The sequence below is a fragment of the Pseudotamlana agarivorans genome (assembly GCF_001642835.1).
Lineage (GTDB): Bacteria > Bacteroidota > Bacteroidia > Flavobacteriales > Flavobacteriaceae > Pseudotamlana > Pseudotamlana agarivorans.
Map to the genome: position 1 here is coordinate 18518 of NZ_LXEI01000002.1, position 17260 is coordinate 35777.

The 17260-nt window shown below is 34.2% G+C and carries 6 protein-coding genes; 1 reads left to right on the plus strand and 5 read right to left on the minus strand.

Going from position 1 to position 17260, the window contains the following annotated elements; all coding sequences use genetic code 11:
• Window positions 1-73: 73 nt before the first annotated feature.
• The 5 genes from A6I66_RS03505 to A6I66_RS03525 all read right to left on the minus strand — a co-directional run bounded on the left by A6I66_RS03505 (window position 74) and on the right by A6I66_RS03525 (window position 15506).
• A complete protein-coding gene (locus A6I66_RS03505) occupies window positions 74-5017 on the minus strand; it encodes a hypothetical protein (protein ID WP_157614068.1) in 4944 nt (1647 codons plus the stop codon).
• 99 nt (window positions 5018-5116) lie between these two features.
• Entirely contained in the window at window positions 5117-5971 is an 855-nt protein-coding gene (locus tag A6I66_RS03510; protein WP_067145669.1) for a hypothetical protein, read from the minus strand.
• Window positions 5968-6981, minus strand: a complete 1014-nt coding sequence (locus A6I66_RS03515; protein WP_067145671.1) for a PQQ-binding-like beta-propeller repeat protein — start codon at window positions 6979-6981, stop codon at window positions 5968-5970. The genes A6I66_RS03510 and A6I66_RS03515 overlap by 4 nt, the downstream gene beginning before the upstream one ends.
• An 8-nt stretch (window positions 6982-6989) precedes the next feature.
• Window positions 6990-12959 (minus strand): fibronectin type III domain-containing protein, encoded by a 5970-nt coding sequence (locus A6I66_RS03520; RefSeq protein WP_067145672.1) that lies wholly within the window; start codon window positions 12957-12959, stop codon window positions 6990-6992.
• 87 nt (window positions 12960-13046) lie between these two features.
• The gene (locus A6I66_RS03525; RefSeq protein WP_157614070.1) at window positions 13047-15506 is read right to left on the minus strand and encodes a TonB-dependent receptor; all 2460 of its coding nucleotides are present in this window, start codon (window positions 15504-15506) and stop codon (window positions 13047-13049) included.
• A gap of 252 nt (window positions 15507-15758) precedes the next feature.
• On the opposite strand from A6I66_RS03525, the gene A6I66_RS03530 reads away from it, so the two are divergent.
• Complete coding sequence (locus A6I66_RS03530; RefSeq protein WP_067145675.1) at window positions 15759-16988, plus strand: hypothetical protein; 1230 nt, start codon at window positions 15759-15761, stop codon at window positions 16986-16988.
• Window positions 16989-17260 lie beyond the last annotated feature (272 nt).

Consider the following 17260-nt stretch of genomic DNA (forward strand, 5'->3'; position numbering starts at 1 on the left):
TTATTTTCATTTTAAAGATTTCAGGTTTGTTTATTCCTGAAACTAATTTGTTTTGCCATCAATCATCAACCAGCTAGTCATTTCGATATTTTATTTCGTAACCCTTTTGGTATATTTTTCCAGGGGTTGTATAAATTAATTGCGCTTTAAATTTGCCTAATGGTAAGGCAGGAAAGGCTCTATGAATTAAATATTTATATTGCTCGTACTTGATTTTATCTCCTCCTGAAAAGGAATATCGATTGGCTATTTTATTTCTTAAGTAACTCATATCCGATTTGTATTGATATGGTAAATTATATACAAAAGGGATTCTGTTTTTAACCCATGAGGAATTTGGATTATCGTCAATATTGGCCAAATATTCATAACCAATATAAAAGGAACGAATCGGGGGGAGCCCGAGCACATTTTCATCACGGTTTACACGAATGTCTCCATCTAGTGGGTAATTTTCATAAAGCAGCCCATAAATTTGCTGTTTGTAATAGGCATCATCTAAAATAGCCTGGGCATAAACTAATGGTTCTTGAGCTGTGTATTTGTTTCCTAAAATTTCTAGTTTACTTAAATATTCGTATTCCGAAACTTTAATAGAAAGGGAATGAACATTGGCAGCTATAAAATTGGTTAGATTGTTTGTAACATTTAAATCACGTACTTTATCTTTAAAACTCGCATGTTTGCTGGTTTTAAAATTATAGTTTAAAATAGGTTTTGGAGCCCCTTGAGATATGGAAATGTTCGCTGCTTTTTTATTTGAAACAACCGCGCTTCCTGTGGTACTCACTGTATTTTTAGCTTGACTATCACTATCTACATTGTACCAATTCGTGTCTACGGCTTCATCTTCTTCTGAGAGTACATTGGTTTTTTCAATAGTAATTTCCGATTGTATGTCGGCACCTGGAGGAAATGCTAATAAATTTATCTCGTATTTGTTATTTAATTCCATTTTAGGAATATCATAGAAAATTATAGCTTTTTCACGATCATAGGATAAGTTCGTTCGAAGTGCTCTAGCTGTATTGGTAGACACAAATTCTGCTCGCATTTCATACTCATTTTCAAAAAGATAATGTTGAGGTGTTTTCATTTTTATATAGCCCTTATTATATTCTTCAGGATAAAAACTCTGTTGATCTAATACGGGGTACATATAGGCAATGTTTTCAATAGGAATATAATCAGGTGCTTTATCCGTCATAAATTCCGACTCTGCTTTTTCTACAGCAGGTTTTCCGTTTTGGATAAGGGTTGTATACGAACCTCCTACTTTTTCATCAAAACTAATCTCAACAACTACTTTTACCTTTTTTTCTGACGGAAGTGTTTCAGCAGGCTTAAAGGTTACGGCATCATTCGTATCATTCCATTCCAGCTCGCCTTTTAGTGTTTTACCTTCAGAAGTTACGTTGAAACTTTTTAAACGGAGTTTGAATGTTTTTTCAACACCTTCTACATCTACTGTAAAATCTTTATTAGCAGCATAATTTAATACAGCTTGAGGTGCTGCGAAAACAGAAACGTCGTCACTTTTATCATTAGGACTTAGGTCTGAAATTATAGGAACTCCAACAGCATTACTTATGTTTTCTAATTCACATTTTTCACCAATTTCCATTTTTAACCGCATGCGCCCTTCAACCAGACCGCCTAAAATACTGTAATACATGCCGGCATAGCCTTGAATATATACGGGGTTAGGGAATTGCCCTCTTAACATGGCTGCGATTCCTGCTTCTGCGATAACAAAATTTCCTTTTATAAATGCTAAATCTACTTTAACACCAAACTCTCCATAAATATAAGCGTATACCTGACCCATTGAATACCAGCCGTTATTGCCTATAGGGCCAGGTCTGCCTACACACTTAGCATTAGGGTAATAGGCATGCATAACGTCAAATCCAGCACCAACTTCAACAAAGGCATAAAACAGTTTCCAATCAAAACCATAGCCGTAGCCAAAATTTAAACCAAAGGCAAAACCTTTTCCAGAGTTGAGTTGATTTTCTTTTCGATTCCCATTTAGCATGTCATCCCCTAGAATTTTTACTACAGTAGGGTGTGGGTCTAATTGGGATGGCAGTACGGTTCCGGTCATAAAATAACCACCTACACGTATTTGAGTACCAGCATTAAAAATGAGTTCTATTCTTTTTTGCGGTGTCCCTAGATATAAGTACCAGTCTTTTGGGCCTGTGTGTATTTTAGCATAGCCTGCTAGATTGTCTGCTCCGCCACCTTTAATACCCGATAAATCCATATACAATTCAAACTCCCCATCGAAAGTGCCATTCTCAAAATCTTTTTCAATGCCAACATATACGCCAATGGCACCTGTAGAAGCGACATCGCGAACGGGAATGGCTTCTTGAGACAAGCCTAAAAAGTTGCCGTACTCAGAAAGTTGATCTGCTTTCTCTTTGTTTTTTTCAATAAAGTCATTAACCTTTCCAAATACTTTTCCTATTGCTTCATTTTGAGATTCTGCTTGAAAGCCTTTATCGTCTCCCATAAACGCGCCTTCACCCATAAAACCAATTCTGTTAATACCTCCAGAGGTGTTAAAGTCCATTTCTAGATATGCTTTTCCAGAAAAAGTGCCCGAGTTTGCCGTTTCTATTTTTACCCCGGCACGAACGCCAAGCCCTAACTTTTCATCGGGTTCATACTTTGCAGATCCAGGACTAAAACCATCGGTATTGCCGCTTACTTTTCGCATTCTGTTTGATACGCCACCAACAAATGCTTTTATTGGTAGTTTTGAAGTTCCTGTATTGGTTGTTTTATCGGTCCAAATATCTACAAACCAGTACCTGAAATCTTTTTTTCCAAACATGGCTTTGCCTTCAGCACTAAAATTCAGTTTTTCAAAAGTTGCTTTTAAGCTTCCTGAAAAACCATCACCATAGATGGGGTCATCCTCCATAACGTTTAGTTCGCCTGCAATGGCGAATCCACTTTTAGAGTAGTCAATTTGAACACCATCGATTTTTACTTTGCTAAATTTCCATTTTTCAATGCTAGTATCCGCTTCTAATTTACCTAAGATGTTCATTTTAGAAGTAGCATGAGAGCCTTCTTTGTCTAGATTTATTTTTAAATCAAAAGCAAGACCTACCAGCTTTTCTGGAGTTACTAATTTTAAATTACTAATTGTAGCCGGAAAGCCCATTAAATTGATGTCTCCGTCAAAACCAAAAGCACGCGAACTAATTGGTTTTTCACCCGGTTTGGTTTCTAATTTTAATTCTTGAAATGTAATATTTGGAAACGAAAAGCCTTTACTATCTGATGCTACAGCCTCTTTTGAAGGTGGTGCTTCATTTTCTTTTTGATTAATTTTTCCAAGTATAGAAAGTTGCCCAGTTAAATTAGCATAGGGGTAAACCTTATCTTCAAGCACATTAATGCCTACGCTTGAGTTTGGTGCTAATGTCATTTCGGCCAAAAATAGCGGAACATCGTTTTCGCTTGTTAGTCCCACTTCCAGACCCCAACCCGCAGCGGATACATAACCATCATACTCCATAGGTCCTTCTATTATAGGGACTGTAATATCGCCACCTATCGATCCGTCGGTAACGGTATTCATATCTAGGGTTAAACTAACATCTTCAACAGTAAAGGCCCATTTTCCTACGGAACCTTCGCCTAAGTTTAATATATTTTCGCCTGAAAATTTTCCTGAAACACCTTGACTATCAATAATTAAATTTTCAGCTTTAAAACTGACTCTTTTCTCAGGTTGGTTCGTTTTTTCTATACCCTTAGGAAGCATGACGCTAATTTCTTTAGCATAAAAACCACGCCATAACTTTTTATTACTCGCCGTATACAAGTTTTCATAACTTTGAGGTAGCTCAAAACTATCTGAAGAACGGGAATCGCTTAAATCTAAAACCGCACGATCTATATTAAAGCCCCAACCTTTAAGTCCTACAACCTCAAATTTGGGTAAAGTTAATTCGTATAATATATCATTCCAGCCATTTGCATTGATGCTAAACGATGCGCCTACATAACATTTATTGCCGACGACTTGGTCTTTATCTTGGTCCTTTAAAGCTTTTGTTTCTTTGGTTATCGGACATACGTAGTCTCCGTTGTCATCTATTGGTAACAGGACCTCTCTGGAAATACGTAAATCGGCTTCCAATCCAATTTGTTTTAAACCTGAGCAATCAAATTCCACAAAAGTTTGTTCGCTAAATGTTCCTGTATTTAAATCGATACCTCCTTTTAAGGTTAGCAACCATTGGTCTCCATTAAGAGGAATTGCGGCATCGCCTAGTAACACCAACTTCATACCATTAATTAACGCACCATCGTGGGATAGTTTTATACCTTCGGCACCAAAATAAAGCTCGCGTTCTGGTTCGCCATTTGGTCCTTTTTGTGGGATGGTTAATTTTGCCCAGGCTTTAAATTCGGCATACTTTGGGGTGAATTTTACTTCTACTATGGCTAATTCTACGGTGTTTTGTGAGGTGGAATCTTTTTTACGCAGGCCTACAGGCAATTCTAATAGCTCTTTGCCTGTAATTATTTCGGCAAAATTTTGAAGTTTTTTTAGTTCGTTAAATGCTTTTTTAGCTTGTTCGATTAGCTGGTCTACTTTTGGGTTTTTAGAAAAATGTGCAGCTATAAATTCACTGGTAAACTCGGGTTTGTTATGAGCTAATGGGATGTTAAACGCCTTGTTATTTGATAATTTCTGGTCTAGTGTGGGGAAAGTTCTTCCACTAGCTCCTTCGAACTGCCCTGAAGGTTGAGAATTGTTACCAGCTAGAGTGGTAATGGGTTCTGCTGCATACACTATGGGGCTAGCTGTAGCATTTTTTGTTTTTAAAGAATCGCCTAGGGTATTATTAACGAGGGAGTCTTTAACAGGTGTGCTATGCGTATTTAAAAAAGTGTCACCATTTGGTAGTTCTGTTTTTGCATTTAGTGGTATACTAAACACAAAACCCAAAACGAGTAAAATGATGACTATGTAATTTTTATTCATAAGTGTAGGTTATGATTGGTGTTTTTTGGGGTATTCATTTTTAGTGGTACGTGCATACTCGTGCTAGTAGTATGCAAATTTTGTGAGATATTTATTAGTTTAAGGTTCATTCCAAAGAAAAATTAGTAAATAAATAAAACCTAGTAAAAGAATGCTAACTACAAGGACTGGCGTCGTTGTTATGCTTGTCATTTTCCGCTCTTTAAAAGTTTTTATTGTTACGTTGTTAATACGTAATTCGGTAATTTCATTACTATTGTTATACAGTGTTTTAATCTTTTCTATTTGTTTAACATCAAAGTTTATTTTTTGGTCTGTTATGTTTTCTAAAGGCAACACCGTTTGTAGTTTTTCGCCAAGAGCATTATAATAGCGTGTCTTGTACAAATTGTTTTTTGTTTTAACATATAAACTAACCTGTTCTTCTTCCTTAATTACAGGAAACCTAAGTTTACCTACGCCTCTTGAAGTAACAAAAGTGTTTTTTGTTGTTAATACCTCGATAGCTATTGGAATTTCCGTACTTGTATGTTGATTTTCTAATGAAGCGTTAAAATATGGAATTAACAAGGCGTATATAAAATAAACACAAGCGGCAATAAAAATAAATAAGGTAGATTTTAAGGTAATTTCTTTATTGTTTAGGTCCTTTAGGTTGTTTTCTTTTTTGAAAATTTTAGGGGTACTATCATCATTAATTTTAAAACTAGTTACAGATAGTATTTCTCCTTTTAATTGATGGTGTTCGTTTTTAAAGAAGTTTAGTTCGAGTGCTTTATTCGTAGTTTTTCTTTTACCAAATAGTCCTTTTTTTAGTACCGAAAAATCTAAAGTTTTATATTTATTAACGGACCAATAGAATTTATTAAACCCTCTAGTTAATATTATGGTTTCGAAAGTTTTGTTAGCCTCGTTAAAAAAACGATATACACCTAATTCTAATTTAGTTTTCATAAAACATTAGGGTTTGTGTGTTCAAAAACATGTACTGTTTTTTTATTGTCTTGAACGAACAGATATGGTGCTTTATAAATTATTGGACTTCCGATAGGGAAATTTACTCCGGGCTCTTTATGTACCCAATCAAATTGATGTGTTTTTGTATTAAAAGCGACTATTTTTCCTAATTTATGATCTGTACTAATTATATGATCTTTGAGAATTACATAATTATCACGGTATGACAAAAATTTATCTAAGCCAAATACTTCATTATTTACATATTCATCTAAAATATTTCCCGTTGGTATATCTGTTTTAGAATATCCCGCATTTATCAAATAGATACAACCATCTGAAGGATTTATTTTAAGGAAATTATAAAAACCTTTTTGCTTCCATATAACCTCTCCAGTGTCAATAGAAATAGCTGCAATATAATTGTTTACATCAGTAGTTGTACCTATTCCAACCAATAAAACATTTTTATAAGCACCTATAAATTTACTTAGTTTTAAATCATGAAAAACTTTAGAGACATCTAATTGCCATATAACCTCTCCAGTTTCATTTCTATGCAATGATAGTTTATTGTTTGTTGAGTTTTCAGAAAAGAAGTAGTTATTTAAAAATTTTGGACTAATAATAGCTTTGTGTTTCCATAATATTTTTTTAATGTTTAAATCATAAACATTAAAAAAAATATTGTTATTCTCTTTTGTATAAAAAATTCCTAGGTTTTGATTTAGAGTATTAAACTTACCATAATCAAAAGTATCTTCTTTTCCTGTTCTGATTTGAAATTTCCTTAATAAACGCTTATTACTATACCATAAAAAAGAGTCATCAAATTTAAGTAAATTAGGATGGCCTTCTTTTAATTCTAGTATATTTTCACTTGTCATTTTATCAATATTATACTTCTTAAGTGTTTTATTTTCAAACACATAAAATGTATGTTTATTTAAAAACAAACAATTAGACAAGTTGGTTTTTATGTCAATTAGTTTAATTTTTTTTAGCATCAATATTCTTATTTTATAAATGAAAAAAATGTATGATAAATAGAAACTTCATCAATAAACTCTAAGAAACTTTCAACATCAGTTACATCTTCATTAGTAGATGGAATTTTTAGCTTTTGACTTAAAAAATATTCAGGCCTTACATCCCATAATTCAGGAGCTTTATTTTTAAAAACATTCTTAAAACTAGTTTTCATTGCATCTTGTGTTCCATTAAAATAATATAAAAAGTCATTCCCACTACTTATATAAGCTTTGAACTGTTCGAAACCTACGGAGTTAGCATCTTTCCAATTTTTTATTTCTATTGAACGTTTTATCAAGTTTGGATCTCTTCCTTTAGTAAATAGCAAATCTAATTGATGTCCACTTTGTATATCGGGTATACTTCCTTCAAATCTTGTAAAAGTAAAACCGCCAGAGGACATTTCATCTATTTTACTCCTTAATAGTGTTAATGTAAATACTCCTCCTTTTGCGGATTTTTCTGTACGCTTAATATCATTTAAAAACCCCTGAAAATTATAACTTGGTTCTCTCGAATATTTCGTGATAGCATCATCAAGGTTATCAATTATATCTTCCATATACCCGACCTGTGTATCCATATTATTTGAAGATGGGCATGATTTACATCCTGCTCGAGCTTGAGCTAATCTTTCAAAAAGCGTATCGAATAACTCTTGGTTTTGAGTTATATACGTCCTGTTATTTTTAATAAGGTTTTTCATAGACTCAAGTATTGAAGGGTCTAACCTCATTTCTTCTCTCTTACTAATAGCTATCCAGCCATCTAGATAATCTGGGTCTTTTATATTATTTTTAAATACGCCATATGCGCTGAGTCCTTCTAATCTTACAAAATCATCATTTAATCTACTCAGAATTTCTAATCCTTCTTCAGTTTTAGTAAGTTCATCCAATTTAGAAATTAAAGTAATGTCTGTTATGCCAGTTAATCCAATTTTAAGCTGAGGGAAGTCCTTTAATTTAGCCAGAAGCGATTGAGTACTTTCCGATGCATTATTAGTAAAACTTGCAATTGCATCATCATATTCAGTTTCTTTGCCTAATCTTTTAATATCATCCTCTAATTGATTGACTGTATTATCTAATTTAGCATAATTTTCAGTACTAATCTTTCCTTGTAATTTAGTCTTAGCTTTTTTAATAGCAGCAGCTCTTTTTAGACTACTACCGACATCAAAAACTGCTTTTCCAAGAAAGACATTATTAATATTATTAATTACACTAATTATAGATTCAATTTCTGCTGCTTCAGCCGCTTTTTCTTCAGCAAGACTTATGTTCCCGTTTTCACGTGCTAAATTATTAGCCTCAACTGCTGCGCTAAGTTGTGTTTGTAATTCGTTAATATATACTGTAGAACCTACTGTGTATAGCAATTCACCACCGGCCCATACTGCTGTTGCTGTTTTACCGGCGGCCACTGCAGCTCCTACTTCACCTGCCGTTAATATGGTGCCTGCTATTACAACTGAATTTATGGTTAAATTTTCTACTATTTTAGTTTTTCCTTTTTGATCTAAATAGTACATAAAAATAGCAGGAACCAATCTTGCTTGACCACACCAAATATTATTTTCATCTAGGGTATTACCTCCATAACAGTTTGTACCGAAAAAACTAATATCATTTATAATAGTTAATGCTACTGGCGTAAACGGGTCTATATTATTTAATAAAATTTCTTTTTCTAAACATTGTTCTGTTTGAGTATTTGAATGCGGGTCATATACGGACATCCATTTAGTACACTTCTTTATTGTGATTTTAGAAGTATTGTTATCAAATGTTATTTCATAATTAATTTTATCTTCTAATATGCTAATTACATAGTTCTTATTTACTACATCGCGAACTAATTTAGTAGGGTTAAGAAACTCTATATCTTCATTCGTATAACCATCTCCAAAAGTTCCTCCACTAGGCTTAGGAATACTTGTTAAAGAAATGTTAGTTAATTTTTTTATTAATAATGTGAAATTTTCTTCCCCGCCATAATCATCAATATGGTCAAAAAGATAGCTTAAAACACTGCTTCCTAAATCTTCATTAGGGGAAGCTAATTCAGCCATTAATACGAGTGCTTTATCTGTTGAATTAGCTGTTAATAACCTTAAAAGTGCTCGTTCTTCATCTATCTTTGAAAACATTCCGAATAATTGATCTCCAATTAGACGTTTTTCTTTTATGGCTAAGTAATTTAAAACTTCTATTTGCTCATCAATAGTCCATTTATCAATTATTTCTTCATCCAGATATAATAAATATTCTAAAATATCTGCCGAAGCGTTAGGTGTATTTTCTATCTCATTTACGTTTTTTGCTTCTTTTATTACATTTAAAAAAGAATTTAATTTGTTATAAAATAGTTTCCAAGCATTTGGTCTATTCCAGAATTCATCTACTGCTTTTTTATGTGCAGCCTGAGCTGTAGCTTTGAATAAACCTGATATTTTATTATATTCTTCATCTGATTTTCTACCAAAAAAAGCAATTATGTCTTCAATTTTATAGTCTGTATTACAAATTAACTTTGATGTTAGTAACAAATTTTCAATTTCACTTTCAGATGCGTTTTCTCCTAATTTGCTAATTTGATTATTATAAAAATCTTCACCATTTTCACATAAATCACAAGCTTCAGGAGAACTGATTTTTTCTTTTAATAGTATTCTAGAAGTTATAGTATTAAAAGCACTAAAATCAGTACTATAAACTGTGCCATTTCCTCCACTATTCCATGATCCTTCAGAGGTGTTTAAGAATTTTCCACTATACAAATCAATGCCACAATCAGTAGCTGTTTTGTTATACTTCCCGGTGAAAACATCTACTGATTGCCCTGTTGTTGAAATAGAATTAGAATCTTGATATACTCTTTCTTTCCAATTATCCTTATTTCCTTTTTCTTTAGCATAACCAATAAATTTAGTTCCGCTTGCTGTAGCTGCATACCTAACTAGTGTTCCATTTTCATTTAGTGTAAAAGCAAATAACTCACCATTAGTACCAAAAGTTACATCCTGAACAGTATTTGGTAGTGAGAAAATTTTGTTAGCTATTGAGACAAACGAATAATAATCCCTAGTAACATGTTGAGAAAATTTCCCAGGAATTACATTTGATCCAACCATGAATTGTTCTGGACTATACTCCCCATCCTCTTCATCTTGAAACACATAAAACCTTAATGCTGGGTTATGCATTTGCTCCCAGTTCATGTGGTTTAAGGCAGTTGCATTTTTTTTGTAATCCATTAATAAGTCGGTTCCCCCTTCGGGCATACCGTATTGGGTAAATGGATGCTGTAAAGCAAAAATACCATGCCCTAATTCGTGTGCAGTTACAGTGGCCAAATCGCCTTTGGCTTCTTCGCCAGAATCTAAGCCACTGCTAAATACAAATCCAAACTGGCGCTGTAATGGCATAAAACCAGCAATAGGTTTGGTGGTTTCAAATGTCTTGGGGAATACAAACACGTAGTAGTTACTAGAATGATAATCTATTTGAGATTTCAAGTTTGTAATTACTGCTTTTTGTTCGGTATTATAAGATGTTAGCCAAGGACTATCTCCAATTTCTAATTTGCCATCTGTACCTAATGTACTGGTGTCTAAAGAAGCATATTTAGTATCAAAGTTTAAGGTGGTAACTCCTTTTTTAAAGATATTAGTAATGGTAGTTGGGTCTGGCAGCGTTGCGTTATCTACAGAAACTAAAACGACATTTACAGCTCTATCGGTTAAGTGCCAAAGGGTTAATGCACCGGCAGTATGTTGTTTAGTACTGTCTTGTTTAGATTCTACTACGGCATAAATGGTTTCGCTCTCTATAGTATAACGGCCTTTAAGGGGTAATTGTAAGGTGTTGGCTTGGTTGTTTATATTAGTAGGAGTGATTAATTCGCCAGTTTTGGTTTTAAATTTTAAGTCGGCTAAGGTGTATTCCGAGTTAGAAGACAGTTCAATTTTAGCATCAACAAAAATGGTTTTCTCTTTTTCTACAGCAAAATGTGCTAGGGTATAATCTTTGCCAGCAGCATCAGGAACCGTTGTATATTCTTCCTTTAGTTTATCATTGGCATTATTAGGCATTTTGTCGTACCCAAAAATACTATCATTTTCAAAAGTTACTCGAATGCCTTCAGCAGTTAATGCTACGATATCTCCATTTTGAGAAATTCCTGTTACATTACCTGTATTAACACCACCACTTGGGTCTAAACTCCCACCTTTAGTAACTTTGCCTTTAGCATCAACATGGTACACGTTGTTTTCTGAGTCTACAATAACCTTATCATCGCCCAAAGGACTGGTTTCGGTGGCGCCATTAGCAGGGTTGGTAATAACAAGGACGTCATCTTTAATTGTAATATGGTTTACATGGTCAAGAACCCAATTGATGCGAATTTCATCTAGGTCGTTGGTGCCTTCAAAAGGTTCTCCCAGAGCTTCAGCCACACCACTTACCGTTTCAATAGCCGCATCTACATCTAAAATATTTTTTCCAGTCTTGTCGTACTTGGTGACTACTGTACCTTCCGCGAGTTGCTTATCGGTATTTATTAAAACGTTGGTAAAATCTACACTTACTTTAATGCTGTTTAAATAAGGAATGGTAACATAACCAGTTCCTGTAAACCTACCATTGCTACCTTCGGATGTAAGTACATATATGGGGAAATCGCCTGCTGTGAAAGTATCGCCTTTGGCTAGGTTTTGTAAGGGGTCTGTATTACTAAGTGTAAAATCTGGTGTGATACCACACTCGTAAACACTAGCTTCGCTATCGGCAATAAACGTAGTGAATTGTTCTGCCAAACTCCAGTTGCTTTTAGTAACGGTACATTTTTTTTGTACTTGGTATTCGTAAGTCGTGTCTGCTTTTAGGCCCCACAGGGAGGTGGTATTTCCTGTAGTTTTGTTGTAGAACCAAGCGGCATCGGTGATTGAATCGCTTTTTACTCTGTAGCGTGCGACATATTCAGGAACTTCGTTTGAAAAATCATCCCAAAAAACAGAGGCTATGCTGCTGCCTTTTACTTCATGGTTGATGTTTGTTGGCAAATCGCAGGCGCTGGAATAGCTAAAGGAGAATATTTCACTGTAACCTTGGTTTTTATAAAGTCCGATATCCTCGGCACCTTGTTTGGCTTTAGCTTGAATACGCCAGGCATAATTTTTACCAGAAAGTAATTGCGGGTCGCTAGGGCCAAATACATAAGAAGTCGCCGCTGTTGTGGTTTGAAAAATGGGTGGCGAACTTAAAAATGCTGCTTGCGGGTCTATTTGATTGTCCCAAATCTCGACCAAACTAAGCTCGTATGATACGTTTGTAACATTAATATTTCGGGGAGTCCATTGAAAAACAATATATTGCGGATTGGTTTCTGAAATATGAGATTTGTTTCTAGGCGCTATTAAAAAAGGAGGTTCGTTTTCAAAAATTACAGTGGTGACACAGGATTTGTTTGAAAGCTTGCTGCCTGTAGCTACATCATAAACCTCAAAACAGAACTGATAGCTGCCCTCAGGGATGATACTACCATAAGTATTTGGTGAAATACCGGTGATGTTTTCAAATTTAAAATAGGGCGCTAGTTCAGCGTTAGTTAAAATTAGAGGTACGCCACCTTCTAAATACATAGGCGAGGCACCAGATACTACATCATTACTTTGAAAATTAATACCGCGTCCTTGGAAATAGGTTTTAAGTCTTATTTCCCTATGAGGAATGGTAAAATCATTTAAGACAATTTGAACCCGCAGCGGACTATTCGTTGTGCTAGCATCGGCATAATTTGAAAAATAAATGGGAGCTGGGGGTGTAGCTTGTGGAATTATTGTGACAGGAAAATTGGCGTTTTGGCCAAATAACGATACGGTAGAGACTAGTAAAACCAATAGGCTAACCAGCTTAAAAAATCTTGTAAAATCTTGTTTTCCTTTCAAATTCTTATATTTTTATTGTTTTCCTTTGAACAATACACTGTTTTTATTTTTCTAATTTATAGAGACCCCATTAGTAACGATAGCGTTTTATTCTTTCGAAATATATCTTAACTGTACATTATCGGGGTTTACTATGCTTAATGATTTTTTGTAATAGAAATTAATAATTTCGTATTCTAAATAGCGTTCAACTTTTTCTATACTTTCTGTGTCGTTATATATTTTAAATGCAGCAGCCTCAGCTTGATTTTTAAATGCTTTTAAATGCGTAGTTGGGTTTTCTACTATTTGGAGGTCTGTGTAATCAATAAAATTTTCTTCCATCCAACGGTGGCCAACTAATTTTTCTAAGCGGTCTTGTTCTGCATCAAGAAGGTTTTGATATTCTTGTTTTAATTTTAAATCTTCAAGCGTATATTCGGCTTCGTTTTTACCGCTTAAAGGGTGGGAGTCTGCTAGATATTTTCGTTTTATATAAATGCTTTCAAGCGTTTTATCAATTTCGGTCATGTCGTCCTTAATCTTGGTAATAACTTTAAAAAGAGCTTTATTATAAATGCCTTTAAAATCGTTAAATCGATATAATTCTTTTAAAAAGTCTAAAGCATTTGTTTTATATTCAGTTTCTTCTGTTTGAGCTTTGGTCGTTTCAAGTAGTAGTGTTAATTCATCCTTTTTAAATTGAGGTATGCTATTAAATTGTTCACTATTAAATACATTACTAAGCTGCTCGTTTAATTCTGCTTTAGTGCCTTTATATGTGATGTTTCTATAACGGAAACTCCAACTGTTTTTTGGTGTTTTTTCAGTATCATTTTTAATGTTTTTTTCACCGCGTTTCAACTGAAGTTTTAAATTATCAAAAGCATAGCTATAACCTAAAGTTAGTGTTAAATCGTTGTTAGCGTTTAAAGTGGTTTTTCGAAATAACATCATAAAATTAAGACTTAAATTATGTTTTTCTAACCAGAGATAATTACTTCCTAAGCGGAAATTGTAAACACTATTTTGTTGGTCTCCATTGATGTATGATGTATTGTAAGAACTCGATAAATTAGTCCGTAATTGTTTGTCGAAAAACTGTTTTCCCACCGCTAATGTGGGGCCAACAGTAAAACTTTTATCGATTCCAGTAGTGTTATACGCTGTATTGGCTACTAAAGATATGTTTAAGTTTTTACTAGGATAGCCAATAGTATAGGCGGCCGTTCCGTTATAAAAGCTATTTTCACCGCCTTCAATAGTTTTTCCATCTTGGAGATTGGTTGCATTTTGATAGACCAAGTTTAGATTGGTACTATGTTGGTTTTGTTCTGTTTTTTTAAGGATATAATTGACTCCTAAATTGGCATTTTTTGAAATTTGGCGGTAATTTAATGTGTCTACATTATCAAAACCGCTTACTTCGTTAATGTAATCGAACTGGTCGCGAATATTGGTATACGATTGAAAATTGGAATATGATGCGTTTATTGATAGTTTTTCAGAAGCTGTTAAATTGGCATTAATAGCGCTTACAACACGTTTTTGCTCCGACGATTTTGTTTTGTTAAGATTATCACGTTGCAAACCAGCGTTAACACTTAAATTCAATTTGTTGTTTAAAATGGTTTGCGTGGCATTTACTGTAATGTTTTCTAAATCATTATTAAAAAAGTAAGCGCCCAAAGTTTTGTATTCAGGATCTATACGTTCGTATCCGGCGCCTACACTTCCGTTACCAGCGGGGTAATCTAATGAAGCATTAAAGGCATTGTAATAATTGGTGCTAATGTTTTCATCTAAAAGAAAAGCGAGCATGCCATGGTTTGTTTTGTCTTCGGTTAATCGGGTGTCTTCGGTAACCCCTGAAATTGCATATTCTACATGAAAGTTTGCTTTTTCGAAAGCTTTAAAATCGCCTTCAAAAGAAAGTACAGCATTATCTTTTGGTGTTAGATTTAAAGTTGTAGGAAAGGCGGTTTCAATCGAGTTTTCGGCATCGGTAGCTTTAAAAAGAATGAGACCTAATTTCATGAAATCAAAATCATAAGCCGTTTTTATACCATAACCCATACGCTTGTAGGCTGCAATGCCACCCTGTGCTGTAGAATCGTATTCGGTAGCCTTCAATAGGCGTCCGTACATGGCACTTATTTGAAATTTGCTTTCAGGATTTAGTTCAATACCTGCACCCGTAAATTGGTGTCCGTTTAAAGTGTATGGCGAAAATGTCATACTTACATCTCCAATATGTGCTGTAGCCCATTTGTAGGAAGGGTGTAAACTCAAACGGTTAAAATTAAACGGGCTAGGAAAATTAAAATCCTGATTTGAGTAGGTAAAAGAAAGCGGGATGTTGTATAACCCTGCAATATTAAAGTTTAAATTACCACTAACATAATAGGTTAGATTTTGACGATTTCCTGTACCGTTGTAATATACTGTATTAGCAGATATTCCACCATTGTATCGCAACCATTTCTCTTTGTCGAGTTGGTCGAAATTGATACTTTGAGAAAAGCAATATGTACAAGACATAATGAGTATAAGTAGGTATTTACTCAAAAACGATTTGGTTTAAGATGTTAAAAATACGTTAAATAAAAATGTAAGAAAATTAATTTCGATGAATTACATTTTTAATTTCGAAGCATCTAAATATTACTATATTTTATTTGAAAACTCTTCTGGGATTTATAGAGATCCTAATTAAGATGGATTTTTAGTTATCTTTGGTTGTAAGAGATGTGTTTTACCATGATATTTAAAATTAATTGAGCATATTTCTACTTTCCAGGTAACTAAAAATAGAGGTAAATGAGGTGGTTCAGTTTATTTGTTTTGAGTATTTCTACTTGTCTTTCTATTAATGCTCAAGAACGTTTCTTCACGTTAACATCAAAAGATTCTATTGGTCAGGCTCCAAAGTTTAAAAGTAGCTTGGGGGTTAATATGAAGCTTAACGGCTATTTTGATGTTTTTGGAGGGCTGCAGGATTCTGACACATTTAACGTTGGAAAAATAAATGTATTTGGTACCGATGATTCAAATAGTTTAAATGTTGATTTGTATCAAACACAAATTAAATGGGAAACCGTCTTGGTCATGCCTAACGGAAAGCAAATAAAAGCTATTGTTGAATCTGATTTTTGGGGAGGTAATGGAAGATTAAGACTAAGAAAAGCCTATGTTGAGACAGACCATTGGCAAATCGGGCAAAACTGGAATAATTTTGGTGATGAAGACCTTTGGCCAAATATCATGGAATGGGAGGGACCACCTTCAGGAATATGGCTGCGTAATCCTCATATTAAATATATGAATACCTTTGGTTGCCCCGCTTGGAAATATGAGGTGAGTATTGAAGCACCTCAAGATGATTACTTTGCTTATGAAGACATCCAGCCTTTTGTTGAAGATACACATCAAACAACACCCGACTTTACCTTTGCGGTTTCCTATAAGCGTCAGTGGGGACATTTAAGAGCGTCATCCATTCTAAGGCATATCAACTATAAGCTTGAAGGGAATAAAGATTATTTTATGGGCTACGGACTCACTTTAAGTGGTATGTATAAGCCCAATAGAAATAGTTTCCAGTATCAGGTTGTGGGCGGTAAAGGCATATCTTCGTATTTAACAACCATTTCTGGTTTTGGTTACGATGGTTACCCGGTTGATAATAATATGTTTAAGGCTACGCCTGCTTTTGGAGGCTGGATGGCATATGAATATTTTTGGTCTGAAAAATGGCATACGAATGCCGTTTTTGGAATGACAAGTTTTAGTTTAACCGATTCATCACGCTATGTTTTAACCGATTCTTTAGACCTTACAGAGATCGCTGGAGATTTTGGGCATAACCAGTATTACGGAATTTTAAATGTGATGTATGATGCCTATGAGAGAATGGTTATTGGTCTGGAAGTCGATTACGGTATAAAACAATTAGATATTGATGGTAGTGCCAATAATAACCTGTATTTAAATGATACTTTTCATCGTGATGCCTTACGATTGAGTTTCGGGTTCATGTTTTTCTTCTAAAACTTTGCTTGTATATGTGATCCGACATCTTATGTCGTATAAAAAACGATTAACCGGGCGTAAATTTGTAGTGTAATTAGAAGTAATTACATTTTTTTCATAAAGTTAGTTTAGTTTGGTTTTTAAAGATTAATGGAGCTGCTGTAGGTGTGGTTACCTACAGCAGTTAATCTTTATTTATTGAGAGTTTATGAAAATTAAAAAATGACCCAAGTAAATCATTATATATAGAAAAGCCCTGTGAATAATTGTTTTCACAGGGCTTTTCGCTT

Bases quoted from the DNA above. Each gene is read 5' to 3' on its own strand.
- A6I66_RS03510 (WP_067145669.1), bottom strand. From the start codon at position 5,971: ATGAAAACTAAATTAGAATTAGGTGTATATCGTTTTTTTAACGAGGCT.
- A6I66_RS03515 (WP_067145671.1), bottom strand. From the start codon at position 6,981: ATGCTAAAAAAAATTAAACTAATTGACATAAAAACCAACTTGTCTAAT.
- A6I66_RS03530 (WP_067145675.1), top strand. From the start codon at position 15,759: ATGAGGTGGTTCAGTTTATTTGTTTTGAGTATTTCTACTTGTCTTTCT.
- A6I66_RS03505 (WP_157614068.1), bottom strand. From the start codon at position 5,017: ATGAATAAAAATTACATAGTCATCATTTTACTCGTTTTGGGTTTTGTG.